The 14766-nt window shown below is 46.4% G+C and carries 14 protein-coding genes; 4 read left to right on the forward strand and 10 right to left on the reverse strand.

Annotated elements, in window-relative coordinates:
- Window positions 1-38: 38 nt before the first annotated feature.
- The 3 genes from AC0YNT_RS01590 to AC0YNT_RS01600 form a co-directional block, all read right to left on the reverse strand.
- Window positions 39-1331, reverse strand: coding sequence for an Ig-like domain-containing protein (locus AC0YNT_RS01590; protein WP_475803042.1), 1293 nt, complete (start codon window positions 1329-1331; stop codon window positions 39-41).
- A 164-nt stretch (window positions 1332-1495) separates the two neighbouring features.
- Window positions 1496-1942 (reverse strand): hypothetical protein, encoded by a 447-nt coding sequence (locus AC0YNT_RS01595; protein WP_475803043.1) that lies wholly within the window; start codon window positions 1940-1942, stop codon window positions 1496-1498.
- Between the two features lie 88 nt (window positions 1943-2030).
- Entirely contained in the window at window positions 2031-2609 is a 579-nt protein-coding gene (locus AC0YNT_RS01600) for a GNAT family N-acetyltransferase (protein WP_475803044.1), read from the reverse strand.
- A 182-nt stretch (window positions 2610-2791) separates the two neighbouring features.
- On the opposite strand from AC0YNT_RS01600, the gene AC0YNT_RS01605 reads away from it, so the two are divergent.
- Window positions 2792-4054: an MDR family MFS transporter gene (locus AC0YNT_RS01605; RefSeq protein WP_475803045.1), complete on the forward strand. Its 1263-nt coding sequence runs from the start codon at window positions 2792-2794 to the stop codon at window positions 4052-4054.
- A gap of 59 nt (window positions 4055-4113) precedes the next feature.
- On the opposite strand, the gene AC0YNT_RS01610 is transcribed toward AC0YNT_RS01605, so the two are convergent.
- Entirely contained in the window at window positions 4114-5178 is a 1065-nt protein-coding gene (locus AC0YNT_RS01610; RefSeq protein ID WP_475803046.1) for an ATP synthase beta subunit C-terminal domain-containing protein, read from the reverse strand.
- Window positions 5179-5371: 193 nt separating this feature from the next.
- Here AC0YNT_RS01610 and trpB point away from each other — a divergent pair, with 193 nt between their 5' ends.
- Window positions 5372-6535, forward strand: a complete 1164-nt coding sequence (gene trpB / locus AC0YNT_RS01615) for a tryptophan synthase subunit beta (RefSeq protein ID WP_475803404.1) — start codon at window positions 5372-5374, stop codon at window positions 6533-6535.
- A gap of 237 nt (window positions 6536-6772) precedes the next feature.
- A complete protein-coding gene (locus AC0YNT_RS01620) occupies window positions 6773-8128 on the forward strand; it encodes a dipeptidase (protein WP_475803047.1) in 1356 nt (451 codons plus the stop codon).
- Between the two features lie 77 nt (window positions 8129-8205).
- Here AC0YNT_RS01620 and AC0YNT_RS01625 read toward each other — a convergent pair whose 3' ends face one another.
- Both AC0YNT_RS01625 and AC0YNT_RS01630 read right to left on the reverse strand, forming a co-directional pair.
- Window positions 8206-8607 (reverse strand): hypothetical protein, encoded by a 402-nt coding sequence (locus tag AC0YNT_RS01625; RefSeq protein WP_475803048.1) that lies wholly within the window; start codon window positions 8605-8607, stop codon window positions 8206-8208.
- Between the two features lie 135 nt (window positions 8608-8742).
- Window positions 8743-9564: a MetQ/NlpA family ABC transporter substrate-binding protein gene (locus AC0YNT_RS01630; RefSeq protein WP_475803405.1), complete on the reverse strand. Its 822-nt coding sequence runs from the start codon at window positions 9562-9564 to the stop codon at window positions 8743-8745.
- Window positions 9565-9786: 222 nt separating this feature from the next.
- On the opposite strand from AC0YNT_RS01630, the gene glsA reads away from it, so the two are divergent.
- Window positions 9787-10734, forward strand: coding sequence for a glutaminase A (gene glsA, locus AC0YNT_RS01635; protein WP_475803049.1), 948 nt, complete (start codon window positions 9787-9789; stop codon window positions 10732-10734).
- Window positions 10735-10795: 61 nt separating this feature from the next.
- Here the strand turns inward: glsA and AC0YNT_RS01640 are convergent, their stop codons facing one another.
- The 4 genes from AC0YNT_RS01640 to AC0YNT_RS01655 all read right to left on the reverse strand — a co-directional run bounded on the left by AC0YNT_RS01640 (window position 10796) and on the right by AC0YNT_RS01655 (window position 14755).
- Window positions 10796-11587, reverse strand: coding sequence for an HNH endonuclease (locus AC0YNT_RS01640; protein WP_475803406.1), 792 nt, complete (start codon window positions 11585-11587; stop codon window positions 10796-10798).
- Window positions 11588-11649: 62 nt separating this feature from the next.
- Window positions 11650-12606, reverse strand: a complete 957-nt coding sequence (locus AC0YNT_RS01645) for a 3'-5' exoribonuclease YhaM family protein (protein ID WP_475803050.1) — start codon at window positions 12604-12606, stop codon at window positions 11650-11652.
- Between the two features lie 122 nt (window positions 12607-12728).
- Window positions 12729-13454 carry an S-layer homology domain-containing protein gene (locus AC0YNT_RS01650; RefSeq protein ID WP_475803051.1) on the reverse strand — a complete coding sequence of 242 codons (726 nt, stop codon included), beginning with the start codon at window positions 13452-13454 and terminating at the stop codon, window positions 12729-12731.
- An 83-nt stretch (window positions 13455-13537) separates the two neighbouring features.
- On the reverse strand, window positions 13538-14755 hold the full coding sequence (locus tag AC0YNT_RS01655) for an MFS transporter (protein WP_475803052.1): 1218 nt from the start codon (window positions 14753-14755) through the stop codon (window positions 13538-13540).
- Window positions 14756-14766: the final 11 nt, after the last annotated feature.

Genomic DNA, 14766 nt, shown 5'->3' on the forward strand with positions numbered 1-14766 from the left:
TTAGTCGGCCGCTGTTTTTTTGTGCTGCGTTAGTTCCATTAATCCGTATTATTCCGGATGATAATGATAACTTTAATTTTTGTTATATTTTTAGCATTCTTAGGCTTTACCTTAATGCTGACTGTCGCTTCTTCTGAAGTCAACTCACCATTACTCACCGTAAAGGTAAAGCTGTCCTGTCCGGTATAACCAGCAGCTGGCTTGTACGTATAAGCTCCAGTAGCGGCATTCACTTTTACCGTGCCATGCTTAGGCTTTGTTGCTATGGCAAAAGTCAGCGTTGTCCCTGGATCCACATCCGTTCCGCTTAATGTACCCTTTAATGCTTTGCCCTTCTTGGTCGAAGCCCTTGCATCATTAGCTATTGGAGCATGGCTATCAGAGTTAACCATAATAGTTACTGTTGCAGGCGATGATATGCTGGAACCATCACTTACCGAGAAAGTGAAGCTGTCCTGTCCGGTAAAGTCAGCTGCAGGTGTATAAGAATATGCCCCTGTTGCCGTATTTATAGTCAAGATGCCGTGTGCTGGATCTGAGACTTTCATGAACGTTAAATCATCTCCATCTGGATCAGTACCGCTCAGTACTCCTTCCAACACAGTATCTGCCTCCACCGTCGCTTCTGCTGGAATCGCTTCGGGTGGATCGCTCAAGGCAGTTACCGTAATTTTGATGGTCACAGGTGCAGAATAAACCACTCCATCATATACCTTAAAAGTAAAGCTATCCGAACCGCTATACCTTGGATTTGGCGTATAGGCATAGTCACCTGTAGAGCTGTTAAGTGATAGAAGCCCATTAACCGGAGCTGTTGCTACCGAATAAGTCAATGTCGTTCCCGCATCCAGATCAAGTCCGACAAGCTTACCAACTATTTTGGTATCTTCAATCGTAGAAACAGATCTGGCAACTCCCCATGGCACATCATTGATGGAGTTTATTGTAATCGAAACAGTCGCTGCAGCCGATAAAGCTGTACCATCCTTAGCTATAAAAGAAAAGCTGTCACTTCCGTAATAATTCGGCAGAGGCAAATAGGAATATGTACCATTAGATTTAAACTCAATGGAGCCGTGAGATGGTCCAACTGCTACTTCAAACGTTAAAGGATCACCATCTGGATCAGAACCATAAACCTGACCTCTCAAAAAAGTATCTTCATCAATGGTTTCACTTGCCGGTGTTGCGGTTGGCGCACTACCCGCAATTGTTTCTTGCACGGTCTCCTCGGCCGCAAAGGCGTACTTGCTCTGCAATGTGAAGCCTCCTGAAAGCAGCAAGGTGCTGAATATGAACAGATAAGCGATGTTTCGGATAGAGCTTTTCATAATCTCTTTCACTCCTCTCTTGACTCACAATTATTCTAGAAGATTATTCCATTTCATTCGTGAGCCATTTGCCGCAATTCAGTGATTCAGCAGACACAAAAAAAGCAGCCTCCCGACTGCTTCGGATGGACTATGTCCACTACTGCATTTATGTGCTTTGTTGGTTAGTTTCGAAAATAACCATCGAGCTTCTTCAATTTAGAGAACTTCTTATCATAGGTACTTCGTTCGAGAAAATTGTAGTATAGCTCTTTTGCCCGATCTTTTTGATTAAGATGCAAATAAGCCATAATGACATGAAGAAGTTCCGAATTATAATAAAATTTTAACGGCAGTGCGATTTCGAATGATTGATCAAAATAATGTACCGCCTTGCTATACTCTTTCTTTCGGTAATATCTCATGCCAATCATTTTAAATAAGCTGGCTTTTTCCTTATCATCTTTCATTAGATCTACTGATTTAATGAGATACGCGAGCGCCTTATCTTTCTGAAACAGCTTATCCCAGGTTAGCGCTCTCATCAAGGCTTGTTCAGCTGCCTTAACCTTTCTGATTCTGAAGTATAGAAAGCAGATTATTGTAAAAACAAAATAAACTTTTAATAGCATTAGACCTATCCCCTCAAATCTGATTTATAGCATGAGATATCTGCAAATTATAGAGGGAAATATATCCACTAAATTAAGTCCAAAATATTTAAAACTCCGCTCCCCGAACCTTCGCAAAAATCATCGTATCCCTGAGCGAGCCGTCATTTGCGCATTTGTCATTTCTCAGGATACCTTCCAGCGTAAAGCCTGCACGTTCGGCTACTTTGGCACTCCGCTGGTTACGGGCATCACAAAGAATCTCGATCCGGTTCGCCTCTAGAACTTGGATAGCGAAATTCGTAATCGCATCTACCGCTTCCGTTATGTAGCCTTGTCCTGCATAGGACGTACGTGCCCAATAACCAATCTCGAATGAACGTGCCTGCCAATCCATCCGGTGAAGACCGCTACTGCCAACAAGCTGTCCTGTTTCTTTATGAATAAGAAGAAGACGTAAATCTGTCCGCGCCAGATATTCCAGCCGTGACTTCCGAATACCAATCTCCGATTCTTGGAGGGTAGGTATGTTTTTCGCCCAAGGCATCCATGGCAACAGCTCTTCCCTGCTTTCAATAACCGCTTCATTAACGGCCTCACCATCTCCGTACAATGGAGCACGGATTACAAGTCTCGCACTTTCAAAGCTTTCAGGTATTGATAGTAAAATTGGATTAACTAGGCTCATCTTATTCCTCTCCTTTATTACTTGGATAAGTGCTATATCCTTGCCATCGATTCTATATTCACACAATTATAGGTCCTGTTATCCGACGTCGCAATAATTCCTTTTTGCACCACTTGCTCCCTATTCCAGCAAACAGTTATGATGGTAGGATTGACTATCACAACTAGAGGGTTCAGGACATCATGAGAATCAAACATTGGGACAAAAATTTAAAAGTCCGCTTAATCGGAGAATCAAGCTTTAACATTATTTTTTGGGTGTTCTTTCCGTTCTTATCCATTTATTTCGCACAGTCGTTTGGCAAGGGCTTAACCGGTCTATTGCTCACTCTGTCACAGGTTTTATCCGTTCTTGTTAATTTGTTTGGAGGCTATTTCGCAGACCGGCTTGGACGTAAAACCGTCATGGTGTTTGCCGCCAGCGGGCAGGCTGTAGGTTACGGTATCTTCGCGTTAACGGCATCTCCTTGGCTGACGATCCCACCGATCGGATTCATAGGATTTACATTTGCTAGCTTATGCGGCACCTTGTACTGGCCTGCCAGCCAAGCGATGGTTGCAGATGTGGTGCCGGAGGAGCATCGCTCCAGTGTGTTTGCCGTCTTTTACACTGCGGTCAATATGGCTGTCGTTGTTGGTCCTTTGGTTGGCGCTGCCTTCTTCCTTAACTCTCCATTCATCATTCTGCTTGCTGCAAGTGCAGTATGTCTGATGGTCGCATTATTGCTGGCCCGGTTCACGCGAGAGACTTTAACGCCAGAAAGTATGCTAGCCAAACGAAGCGGCAGCGAGCCTTGGTATAAAGCTGCTTCCACCCAGCTGCAAGACTATAAGGTTATTGCGTCGGACCGCGTATTCCTGCTCTTCATTATTGCTGGTGTACTTCTGTCGCAGACGTTCATGCAGCTAGATCTGTTGTTCCCTGTATTTCTTAAGGAGACGATTCACTCCACCACCGTATTTGCATTTGGAGACTGGGACCTGCAATTATCCGGCGAGAAGCTGTTTGGTTTAATCGTCTCGGAAAATGGACTATTCGTCGCGCTGTTTACTGTAGTAGTGACCAAATGGATGATGCAGTTCACGGACCGATTTGTTTTTATCGGGAGCGCTCTCTTGTATGCAGCAGGTATTGCGATGTTTGGCCAAATGTCCACATTCTGGGGCTTAACGGGGGCAATTGTTGTCTTTACTCTTGCCGAGCTTATGACAGCAGGACCTCAGCAGACGTTTGTATCCCGGCTTGCACCTGAGCATATGCGCGGGCAATATTTTGCTGCCTCCAGCCTGCGATTCACAATTGGACGTACACTAGCCCCAATGTCTATTCCACTTAGTGACTGGATAGGTTATGACGACACCTTCGCCTTATTAACTGTACTTGCCGTTGTGTCAGCAGGAATCTACTACTTTATGTTTAAGCAATTTGATAGACAGCACATCTGAAAACACAGCATAAAAAAGGTTGAACCCAAGATGAGGGTCCAACCTTTTACAATTATCTATTAACTTCTAACCTCGAGCCGTCCTTTGAAAAACAACTCCGAAGCTTCGGTATCGTCCAATTCGCCATCCAGAATTCGCTTGACGTCCTCCAGCGTATCGTAGAGCGGCAGCCACTCTCCAGGTTTCTGCGTATACGGCTCGGAGACAAAAAACGGCTGAGCTAGATAGGATTCCAGTCTTTCTCCACGGTTATATAACTGCACATCGGAGTCCGCTATTTTCTCAATTCCATGTACACTCACAAGCGATCTTAATTCCCGATAACGACGAAGCAGCTTTCTTGCACGTTGTTGTATGGTAAGGTGTACAGCATCTAGATAAGAGCCTTCCAAAATGGTTGAGGTAGAAACAATAGGATCAATAGCAGGATAAATACCTCGGCTGATTAAATCTGAATCAAAACGTAAGAACGTATCTAGCGGGCCATATGCGTCTGCTGCTGATCCATCCGCAGCCTCATATGCCATATCGACTAATGCAACTGTGATTGGTCTTGCACCTGCTTCTTTCAAGCTGTCTCTTAAAGTCAATAATTCACCCGATAGAACCGTACTGCGGTCAACGCCAAGCAAAATATCCTTCTCTTCACGAAGGTTTACGATCTGTTTGTACACATCATCTCTTGACGAGAGAACAAATTCAGATTGTTCTTTCACATGGTTAATTCCCGGTGCATCCGTGCCAGGATCCCAGAAAATTGTGGCGTATCCACGTTTGTTCAGTCGATGCATAAACTCCGCAAGTAAGACAAGCTGCCCCATATTTGGCCTTGCTACAAAACCTACCGTTCCGCCGCGCACGACCGGTGCCAATAAATCCAGTGCCTTAATTCCGGTTTCAATCATCCTCATCCCGCTCCCTCTAATAATGAGTTCATCAAGACTTGCGCCTGCTAATGTTGCTAAAGCAACCAACGTTCGAACTTCTGCACGACCAACAGGAATCTTCCCTGTGCAAAGATTAGAAACGGTTGCTGCTCTTAGACCAGCTGCCCGTGCAGCTGAGGTGAGATTGGGAACACGACGACGTAATAGCGGAACGTTAAGCTGTAACTCTTCATCCATTTTTTAACACCCCCTTACTCTATATAGTAATCACAGTTACTCTAAAGCGCAACTATAATTTGTAAAATATTGTGAACATCAGTTGAACATCTTACTCTCAAACTGCCTTTTTTAACAAGCCATTTCCTATCATTTATGCTACGATAGGATTTGAATTGGTAGAGTACATATTCGATCGGAGGCGCTTTCAATGATGAGTCAAGAACAAGTGGCTGAAGGATATTTTGGAGAGTTTGGGGGCAGCTTTGTTCCACCTGAACTGAAGGAAGTACTAGACTATTTAAGCGCGCAGTTCAACAAGTTTAAGGACGACCCGGAATTTAAAGAAGAGCTCGAATACTACCTCAAAGAATATGTTGGCCGCGAGAATCCGCTGACTTACGCGGAGCAATTAACGGACGCTTGGGGCGGGGCGAAAATCTACCTGAAGCGAGAAGACCTGAACCATACCGGTGCTCACAAAATCAACAATGTTGTTGGGCAAATTTTGCTTGCTAAACGGATGGGTGCCAAACGCGTTATTGCCGAGACTGGCGCTGGTCAGCACGGTGTTGCAACGGCAACTGCTTGCGCCATGTTCAACATGGACTGCGTTATCTACATGGGTGCGGAGGATACTCGCCGCCAAGCGCTGAACGTGTTCCGTATGGAGCTGCTTGGAGCAACCGTTATACCTGTAGACAAAGGCCAAGGCCGCTTGAAGGATGCAGTAGACGAAGCGCTGAATGATCTCGTTGAAAACTATAAAAATACATTCTATCTCCTTGGCTCGGCCGTAGGACCACATCCCTTCCCTACGATGGTTAAGCATTTCCAATCGATTATTAGTGAAGAATCGAAGCGTCAGATTTTGGCCAAAGAGGGTCGTCTCCCTGACGCCGTTATCGCCTGCGCAGGCGGCGGAAGCAACGCCATAGGCGCATTTGCTCATTACATAGATGAACCATCCGTACGCCTCATTGGCGTTGAGCCGGATCAAGCTCCAACCTTGACCGAAGGCGTGCCGGGCATTATCCACGGCTTCAAGTGCCTCGTTCTGCTTGATGAAGAAGGTAATCCAAGAAAAACATACTCCATCGCTGCTGGACTCGACTATCCAGGTATTGGACCGGAGCACAGCCATCTAAAAGTTAGCGGACGTGCAGAATACGTAACAATCAGCAATGAAGAAGTACTGGCAGCGTTCCAGGAGCTGTCCCGTACGGAAGGCATTATCCCTGCGCTCGAAAGCGCACATGCGGTTGCTCATGCGAAGAAACTGGCGCCTACGATGAGCAAGGACCAGATCATCATCGTCAACTTGTCCGGCCGCGGCGACAAAGACGTTGAGCAAGTGTTCCACATGCTGAATAAATAAGATGTATCTTATAGCAGCTTCTGCCCATCCGGCAGGGCTGCTTTTTTTTGGCTGCCGTGAAGCGTATACTGTAACTAAGCTTTGGTAATTGAGCTTACGAAGTATGAATCATACGATTGGCCCTAGAAGGCCAATTAGGTATTAATTCATTTGGTCCATGCTTACGAAGCATGAATCATTACGATTGGCCTCTATAAGGCCAATTGGGTAACAATTCATTTCAGGAGGTACATATCGATGAGTTATGAAACGTATTTTAAAGAATTAAGAGAACAGCAGCTGGGGGAGCTTAAAGAGTTTTTAACTATTCCGAGCATTTCAGCACTGTCTGAGCATAAGCAGGACATGATCAAAGCCGCTGAGTGGGTGGCTGGCAAGCTTGAGCAAGCTGGACTCGACAATGTGAAAATTCATCAAACAGCCGGACATCCAATCGTTTATGCCGAGCATCTGCATGCTCCTGGCAAACCAACTGTGTTAATTTACGGCCACTACGATGTGCAGCCGGTTGATCCACTCAACTTGTGGGAGACGCCGCCATTTGAGCCAACGGAACGCAACGGTAAGCTGTATGCACGTGGGGCAACCGACGATAAAGGTCAGATTTTCCTGCATATCAAGGCGATTGAAGCACTGTTGAAACAGGAGCAACAGCTGCCTGTAAACGTGAAGTTCTGTATCGAAGGCGAAGAGGAAATCTCAAGCCCAAGTCTGTTAACGTTCCTGCAGGAGCAGCAAGATAAGCTGTCAACTGATGCTGTACTGATCTCGGATACTTCTCTCATTGAAAAAGGTAAGCCGGCCATCTCCATTGGCCTGCGTGGACTTTGCTCGCTGGAGCTGACCATCAACGCTTCGAATACAGACCTTCATTCTGGCACTTATGGCGGCGGCGTTCCGAATGCTCTTCATGCCATGGTTGAGCTCCTTGCTTCTCTTCATGATAAGCAGGGTCGTATTACAGTTGAAGGCTTCTATGAAGGCGTGCCTGAATTGACGGCTGATATGCATGCAGAATTCGAGAAGCAGAACTTCAATGAAGAACAGCTTAAGCAAACGCTTGGCCTTAGCACCACATATGGTGAAGAAGGCTACTCTTTTGTGGAACGTACTGGTGCCCGTCCAACCCTTGAACTAAACGGCGTATACGGCGGCTTCCAAGGCGAAGGCACAAAGACCGTTATCCCGAAAGAAGCACATGCCAAAATCACCTGCCGCCTGGTTGGCCAGCAGGATCCACAGGTTACTCTTGACCGCATCATTGCTCACCTACATGCGAATGTTCAGCCAGGTGTAACGTTGAAAGTGAAGCCAGGCGAAAAAGCTCGCGCCTTCGATATGGATCCATCAATCCCGCTTCTCCAAACAGCTGCGGACGCGTATGAAGCTGTCTACGGCACTCGTGCACTCTTCACAAAAGACGGCGGCTCGATTCCAATTGTGGAGACGTTCTCCCGTCTTCTGTCTGCACCTGTTATTATGATGGGCTTTGGTCTGCCGGATGAGAACCTCCATGCTCCTAACGAACACTTCAATCTGGAGAACTTTGATAAAGGCCTTCTGACGATTGTGGAGTTTTTGAAAAGAGTTTAATAATGAATAAACAAATGCCGTCCCATTAATTAATGGGACGGCATTTGTTTTAAGGGTAGCAGCTTAGCGTATGCATTTTATTTCAACTTCTTAATCGCTTTCATCTCTGCTTCCGTATAGCTAAAAGATACAAACATGACGTTATGTGCATACAACGCTGTTTCCTTCATCCCATAGGTGATATCTTTGTTCAGTTCCTCCTGGTACTGTTTCAGCCCTTTCTTCCTTTCATCATCAGATGTATATAGGTACACTTTGAGTCCTTCTTCTCGTAAATCATCATCTGTATGCAGAATTACAGCAGGAGCGGTGCCATTATACACAACACTCTTTTTCACCTCAGAGGGGCCAAGTTGTTCCGTGTATTTCACGCCAGCTTTAGTAAAGGATGATTCAATATCGTTTATCGTGAGGTTATGGGATTCTGAACAACCTGACAAGAGAAAGAGCAAACCTATTGCACCATTCGCGTATCTCACCAACAATCATCTCCCAGCCCATTAACATCAGCTTTTTAATTAACAATGACGACTGCTGATTAGAGCTTGTTACATCCTTTACAAAACAAACAAAAATGGCGTACAAATTGATCATCAATTCGTACGCCATTCCATTTATTCAAATGCTGGCAATGCAATATCGCTGTAGTTGTCTTCGAGGAATTTCTTCACTTCTGGACCAGTCATACGTTCAGCAAGCTTCTGGATCGGAGCAGAATCCACATTGTCTTCACGTGCTACCAACGTGATGACGAAGTCGGAGTCTTTACCTTCCGTAATTAGAGCATCATTCTTTGGTGTAAGCCCTAGCGGCTTCGCGTATGCCGGTGTCATGAGGACCATATCGACGTCTTCAATAACACGGGCCAACATGAGCAGATCGACTTCCTGGAACTTATACTTATGCGGATTATCAACAATGTCGGCCTGTGTTGCTTTGATGCCAACGCCTTCTTTCAGCTTAAGCAAGCCGTTGTTCTCCAGCATAACAAGCGAGCGTCCGATATTGGACGGGTCGTTTGCAATCGCGATTGTTGCACCTTCTGGAAGTTCTTCGATTTTTTTATACTTTTTCGAATAGCCGCCGTATACCGCATTATAGATCGCTTTTACCGGCACAAGCGTGCCTTTGTTTGTGGCATTAAAATCATTCATATACGGAACATGCTGGAAGAAGTTCGCGTCTACCTCTTTATGTTGAAGGGCTGTGTTTGGCTGAACGTTATCCGACAGCGTCACAATCTCCAGGTTAATACCGTCTTCTTTCAGTAAAGGCTTCACCAGCTCCAGGATTTCACTCATCGGCGGAATAAGTACCGCTACCTTCAGGTTCACTTCCTGCCCATCTTTTCCTTCGTTTACTGCTTGATTGTTCTGCTTGTCTGCATTATTATTTTGACCGCATCCTGCGATAATCGCCACAAGAAGTGCGAGCATGACGAGCCCTGTTCGTTTCTTTCTCACTTTCCATTCCTCCCGCTTTATCTATCCGGCTAGCTTATTATCTCTCTATGCCAAATTTGGCAGTCAGCAGCCTGTAAAATCATAGTCTAAGCGAGTCCAAATCATAAATCAATCTATAGATTCGCTCGCACTGTTCGCAATTTGGAATATGAAATATAATTGAAGGATTACACAACGGATTGGAGAAGAGTGGCTATGTCATTCACCGAGCAAGAAAAAGAAATATTAAACCGCCAGCTCCCGACTTGGGTCGAGGCGAGCAAAGTACGTTCCGCCTACGGCAAGACGGCCGCTTATATTCCTGAGCTGGCGAAAGCCCCTCAAAACGCGCTTGGTATCCATCTGATCGATACAACTGGCAATACCATTTCGAGCGGTGATTGCAGCCTTTCTTTTACAATGCAGAGTATTTCCAAAGTGTTCACGCTTATCCTCGCATTGATGGACAATGGGGAAAAAGCGGTGTTCGAGAAGGTCGGCATGGAGCCAACTGGTGATAACTTCAATTCAATGCTGAAGCTTGAACTTGTCCGGCCGGGAATCCCGTTCAACCCGTTGATTAACGCCGGCGCTATCGCCATCTCGTCTTTGATTCATGGCCAGAATGCAGCTGAGAAATCTTCACGAATTCTCTCCTTCTTCCAATCACTCGCAGGCAACGATACATTGACCTATGATATGGAGGTTTATAGGTCGGAATCGGATACGGCAAACCTGAACCGATCGATGGCTTATCTACTGAAGGATAATGGGGTTCTGGAAGGGCAAGTCGAAGAGGTGCTGGATGTTTATTTTCATCATTGTTCTATACAAGTGAATTGCAGTGATCTTGCGCGTATGGCCCTTGTGCTGGCGAACAACGGAACAGACCCCATCACAGGAGCCTCCCTTATTCCGCGCCGTTATGTACAGATTGCGAAGACGTTTATGGTTACATGTGGGATGTACAATGCATCAGGCGAATTTGCGATTCAAGTCGGTCTTCCAGCTAAAAGCGGGGTTTCTGGCGGGATCCTCACGATGGTGCCAGGTCGATTTGGTATTGGTGTCATTGGCCCAGCTTTGAACACCAAAGGCAACAGTATTGCAGGCGTCCATCTGCTCGAGACGCTGTCTCGTGAGATGGATTGGAGCTTATTCTAGAACGCAGAACAGGGAATACGGAACGAAGTCAATCCTTCGGTTTCCTTACTCCCTGTTTCTTTTACAGATCACGCATAAATTCCTCAATATCTTTATCTGCTTTTGACTGATTGCAATCATTACACGCGCATACACAATTGTCCGGTGTTGTATGGCCGCCCTTTGCCCTCGGCAGCATATGGTCAATCGTATCGCCGTATTGTCCGCAGAAATGACAGGTGTAACTGTCCCTCGTCAAGATATAGCTTCGGAAATCCTTGTTGCTGAACAAACGCCGGATCGTTGTCCGGTTTACAATGACAGCAGCCCGCTCCTTCACAAGCGTAACAGCTAATTCCAGCTCAATCTCCTGATGCCAGCGCCGCCCTTTATCCGTTTTGCCGCGCATCCAGACCGTTCCTTTACGTGTTGTTCTCAGCAGACTAACATCTGACGGAGAATGGTTCGCCGGCAAAGGACGGGGACGGGGCTTTAAAATATTGGCTGCACCCCTAGGCGAAGTTTTTGACCTCGGACGTCTAGGCGCAGTTGCAGTTGGTGCAGTAGGTGCCGGTGCTGAAACAGCCGTCCCCAAATCGGGTACGGTAAGAGAAGCAGCTTGGCTGACTGCTTTTGCAGCTTCAGCTTCAGATACCAGCGAGTGCTCCATCTGATTATTAGGCGGCAAGGCAGATTCTGCATGCGATATCGTCGCAGCCGGAATTCTGCTAATATGCTTACGGCAGGATCGGCAAGAGCCACGCCGCGAGCCTGTTCCGGAACGTCTGCCCGTTCGGCGTAGGAAATCCGTTACCGGCTTTTGCTCCATACAATGCACGCATTGCTTATATCGGCTTTGTTCGTTATCGGTCATCGGCTGTACCGGTGCTATCACCGGTGTTTCACCCCATTACCTGTTTATAATAATACGGATTCTTACAGTTTCATCCGATAGACTGGCTTGTTCTCCAGTCCACGTATAACAGGGGTCCACGGTTCACTTTCCGGTGTCGTTAGCAGAGCATCCTCTACCATTTGCAGCTTGGCATCCATGGCATCAATATGATGCAGCGCTACCGCCTCGGCCGTCTGCGGCTGAACGGGGCTTCCCCACTCTCCCAGATTATGATGAGACAGCACCATATGTTGCAGCCCGAGCACTTTCTCCGACTGTAAATTTATATCGCAGCGAATCGCTGCCTCCGTAATCCATGTCGAAGCAAGCGAAATATGTCCCATCAGCTTACCCGAAAGGCTGTAGTCGGATACGATGCCAAGCTGCGCGATCATCTCCTCCGGCTTTGCAATATCATGAAGAATAATACCCGCCTTAAGCAGATCAGCATTTAGAAACGGCCGCTGCTTACATAGGAACTCCCCAATCTCCAGCATTCTCGCCATATGATAGGCTAGACCCGCAAAATACGCATGATGATGCGTCTTCGCTGCTGGGTAATGCGTCAGCTTCTCTTCGACCTTAGCTACACAATAGTCCACTATGGTTTTAATCTCAGAATCCTGTATACTGTCTTTCGCTTGATTAATCGTATCAATGAGTTCATTAGAAGCAACGGGTGCCGAGCGGATGAAATCCGTCAACGTAACGCCGTCTTCTGGTGCTGCAGGACGCATCCTTGAAATCTTAATTTGCAGCTTCTCCCGATATAAATGGACATTACCCTGAACTTTAACAAGCCCCATCGGGAAGAAGGTTTCTTTATCCTGCTGTGAGACATCCCAGAACTTTGCCCCCAGCTGCCCGCTGGAATCCCCTAGTACGATATCGAAATAATCCTTAGGTGTCGTTGCATTAGTCTGCTTTACATCCAGTTCCTTCAACAAATAGAAGCCGGTAAAATCATCTTGATTACGAAGATCTTTAATTTGCGTCATTCGTGTTCCTCTCTCCAACTGTTCATGATGCTCCTATTATACTATGAAAGTATGCATTGCGGAGCGGCAAAAGAAAGAGGCTGCCACTAGACCTGAAGTCTAGTGGCAGCCTCTGTTCATATTTATTGTAAAGCTTCCGGAGTTGCTGAAGCTTCTGGTGTATTTGGAGCTTCAGGAGTCTCAGGGTCAACCTGACCGTTATCCTTATGCGTCTCAACAAACTGATGCGCATCGTACAGCATTGCTGCCGCTTCTCCACGATCTACAATCTCCTGCGGATGGAAGTTGCCTTCCTCATCAAGCTTTGCAATCTTATACAGCAACGCACGCTGAATCGTTCCCTGATAATCTACCGTAATATCCTTCTCATCGAGAATGTTAATGTACATCTTAATGAGCGGGTATTGGCCGGTCTTCTCCAGAGCCTGCACCAGATAATGCGTGAACTGCTCACGGGTAAGCGATTTCGACGGATCGATATCAGCAGGAAGATCCAGCCCGTTATAATGAGCGATTACGAAGCTCTCTGCATACCAAGCATCGTTTTTCACGTTTGTGAAGAATCCTTCTGCCGTAGGAGCTTTCTTGAAATCGATAGCAGCAAGACTTAATTGCATGGTCCGAACAATAAGTTCGATCCCTTGCGCACCAGTCAGGCTTTCTTCCGGATGGAATTCCGAATTGGATACCCCTTTCACAATCCCAAGCCCTTGTAGAGCCTCGATCTGTGCCCGGCTGCTCGAGTTCGCAATATCCTTGAAGCCTGAATCAGCGGCAAAAGCTTGACCCGACAAAGACCCGAACAAGACAGCGGCCGAGATTGCCGCAGCGGTTAAACGTTGTTTCATTGTAATTGTCCTCCTTCTGTCTCTAAGCTGAATGTGTAGAGTAGTGTTCAGAGATTTGGACGAAGGTACCTCGGAAAATGTTGCTAAAAACTTATTTCTCGACTTGTCTCTTTTGACGCAGTCATTCTCATATACACATACAGCAGGGCAAAGCCTGCTACACCCACCAGCGCCATGCCCGTACCTGCCCAATAAATAGTCTCCGGACCTTTCTGTTCAAAAAGGTATCCGCCAAGAAAACCAGCAGCAATTCCAGACAAACCACCCCAAGTCAATGCATAGACCGCCTGCCCCGAAGCACGCAGCTCGGCTGGCACAATAAGAGCTGTCAACTGCGTCCCAATGTAATAGAAAGCACCGAAGGTCAAGCAATGCAGCGTCTGGATAAATATAATCTGTACCGCATCGCCCGCTCCCGCCATGAGAAACCAGCGTAATGCATACAACAAGCTTACAAGAATCAGACAGCTAATCATCGTACGTGCATTTTTCGTCAGATAACGGTCCAGCAGCAGAAAAACTGGGATCTCGAAAATCGAGGACAAGAAAGCCGACCATCCAATCAGATCCGTGTGACCACCAAGATCCGCCATATACAGGCCAATGAAGGTTGTGTTCATTGAATTCGGAATCGAAATCAACAGTCCAATAACAAGAAACGCAAGGAATGCCCGGTTCCCCAGCATCCGCCTATAGTTCACTTCAACCGCTGTCTTCGGTGACGCACCTCGCGGTAAGGTAAAAGCGAAGCCTATTGCCACAAGCATCATTAAGCTGTAAACGAGCGACAACCGGTCAATGCCGATCTGCCCGAGGATAGGTCCTGTTATAACGGCTAGTACCGCCCAGCCAAGTGATCCCCAAAGCCGGAAAGCGCCAAACTTATGACGAGTCCCCTCAATACTATTAAGAATTAGGCTGTTGCTTTGCGAGAATAATGGCATTTGGAAAAAGAAAAACGCAATCATACAGCCAAAGATGAGCGTGTAGGAATGAGATAGAAACACAAACTGCATAACCACTAGATTACCGATCAGCATCATAATGAGAATTAACCGTATATTCCGCGTCCGGTCACTCAGGTAACCCCATAATGGATTCGCGATTAAAGAAACAATTGGTCCACCCGCCATCAACGCTCCGATTTTTAAAGGAGTAATGCCAATGGATTGCAAATAAAGCGCAAAAAATGTACTGTATACCGCTATTGTTCCATAACTGAAAAAGTTAAAAGCCTTTATCGAGCGAAAGCTCGTCTTCGCTTCCTTCGTATCGGTATCTCCCTCACTCAAGATGTCCACCGCCATTTTCG

This window comes from Paenibacillus sp. J22R56 (assembly GCF_056269375.1).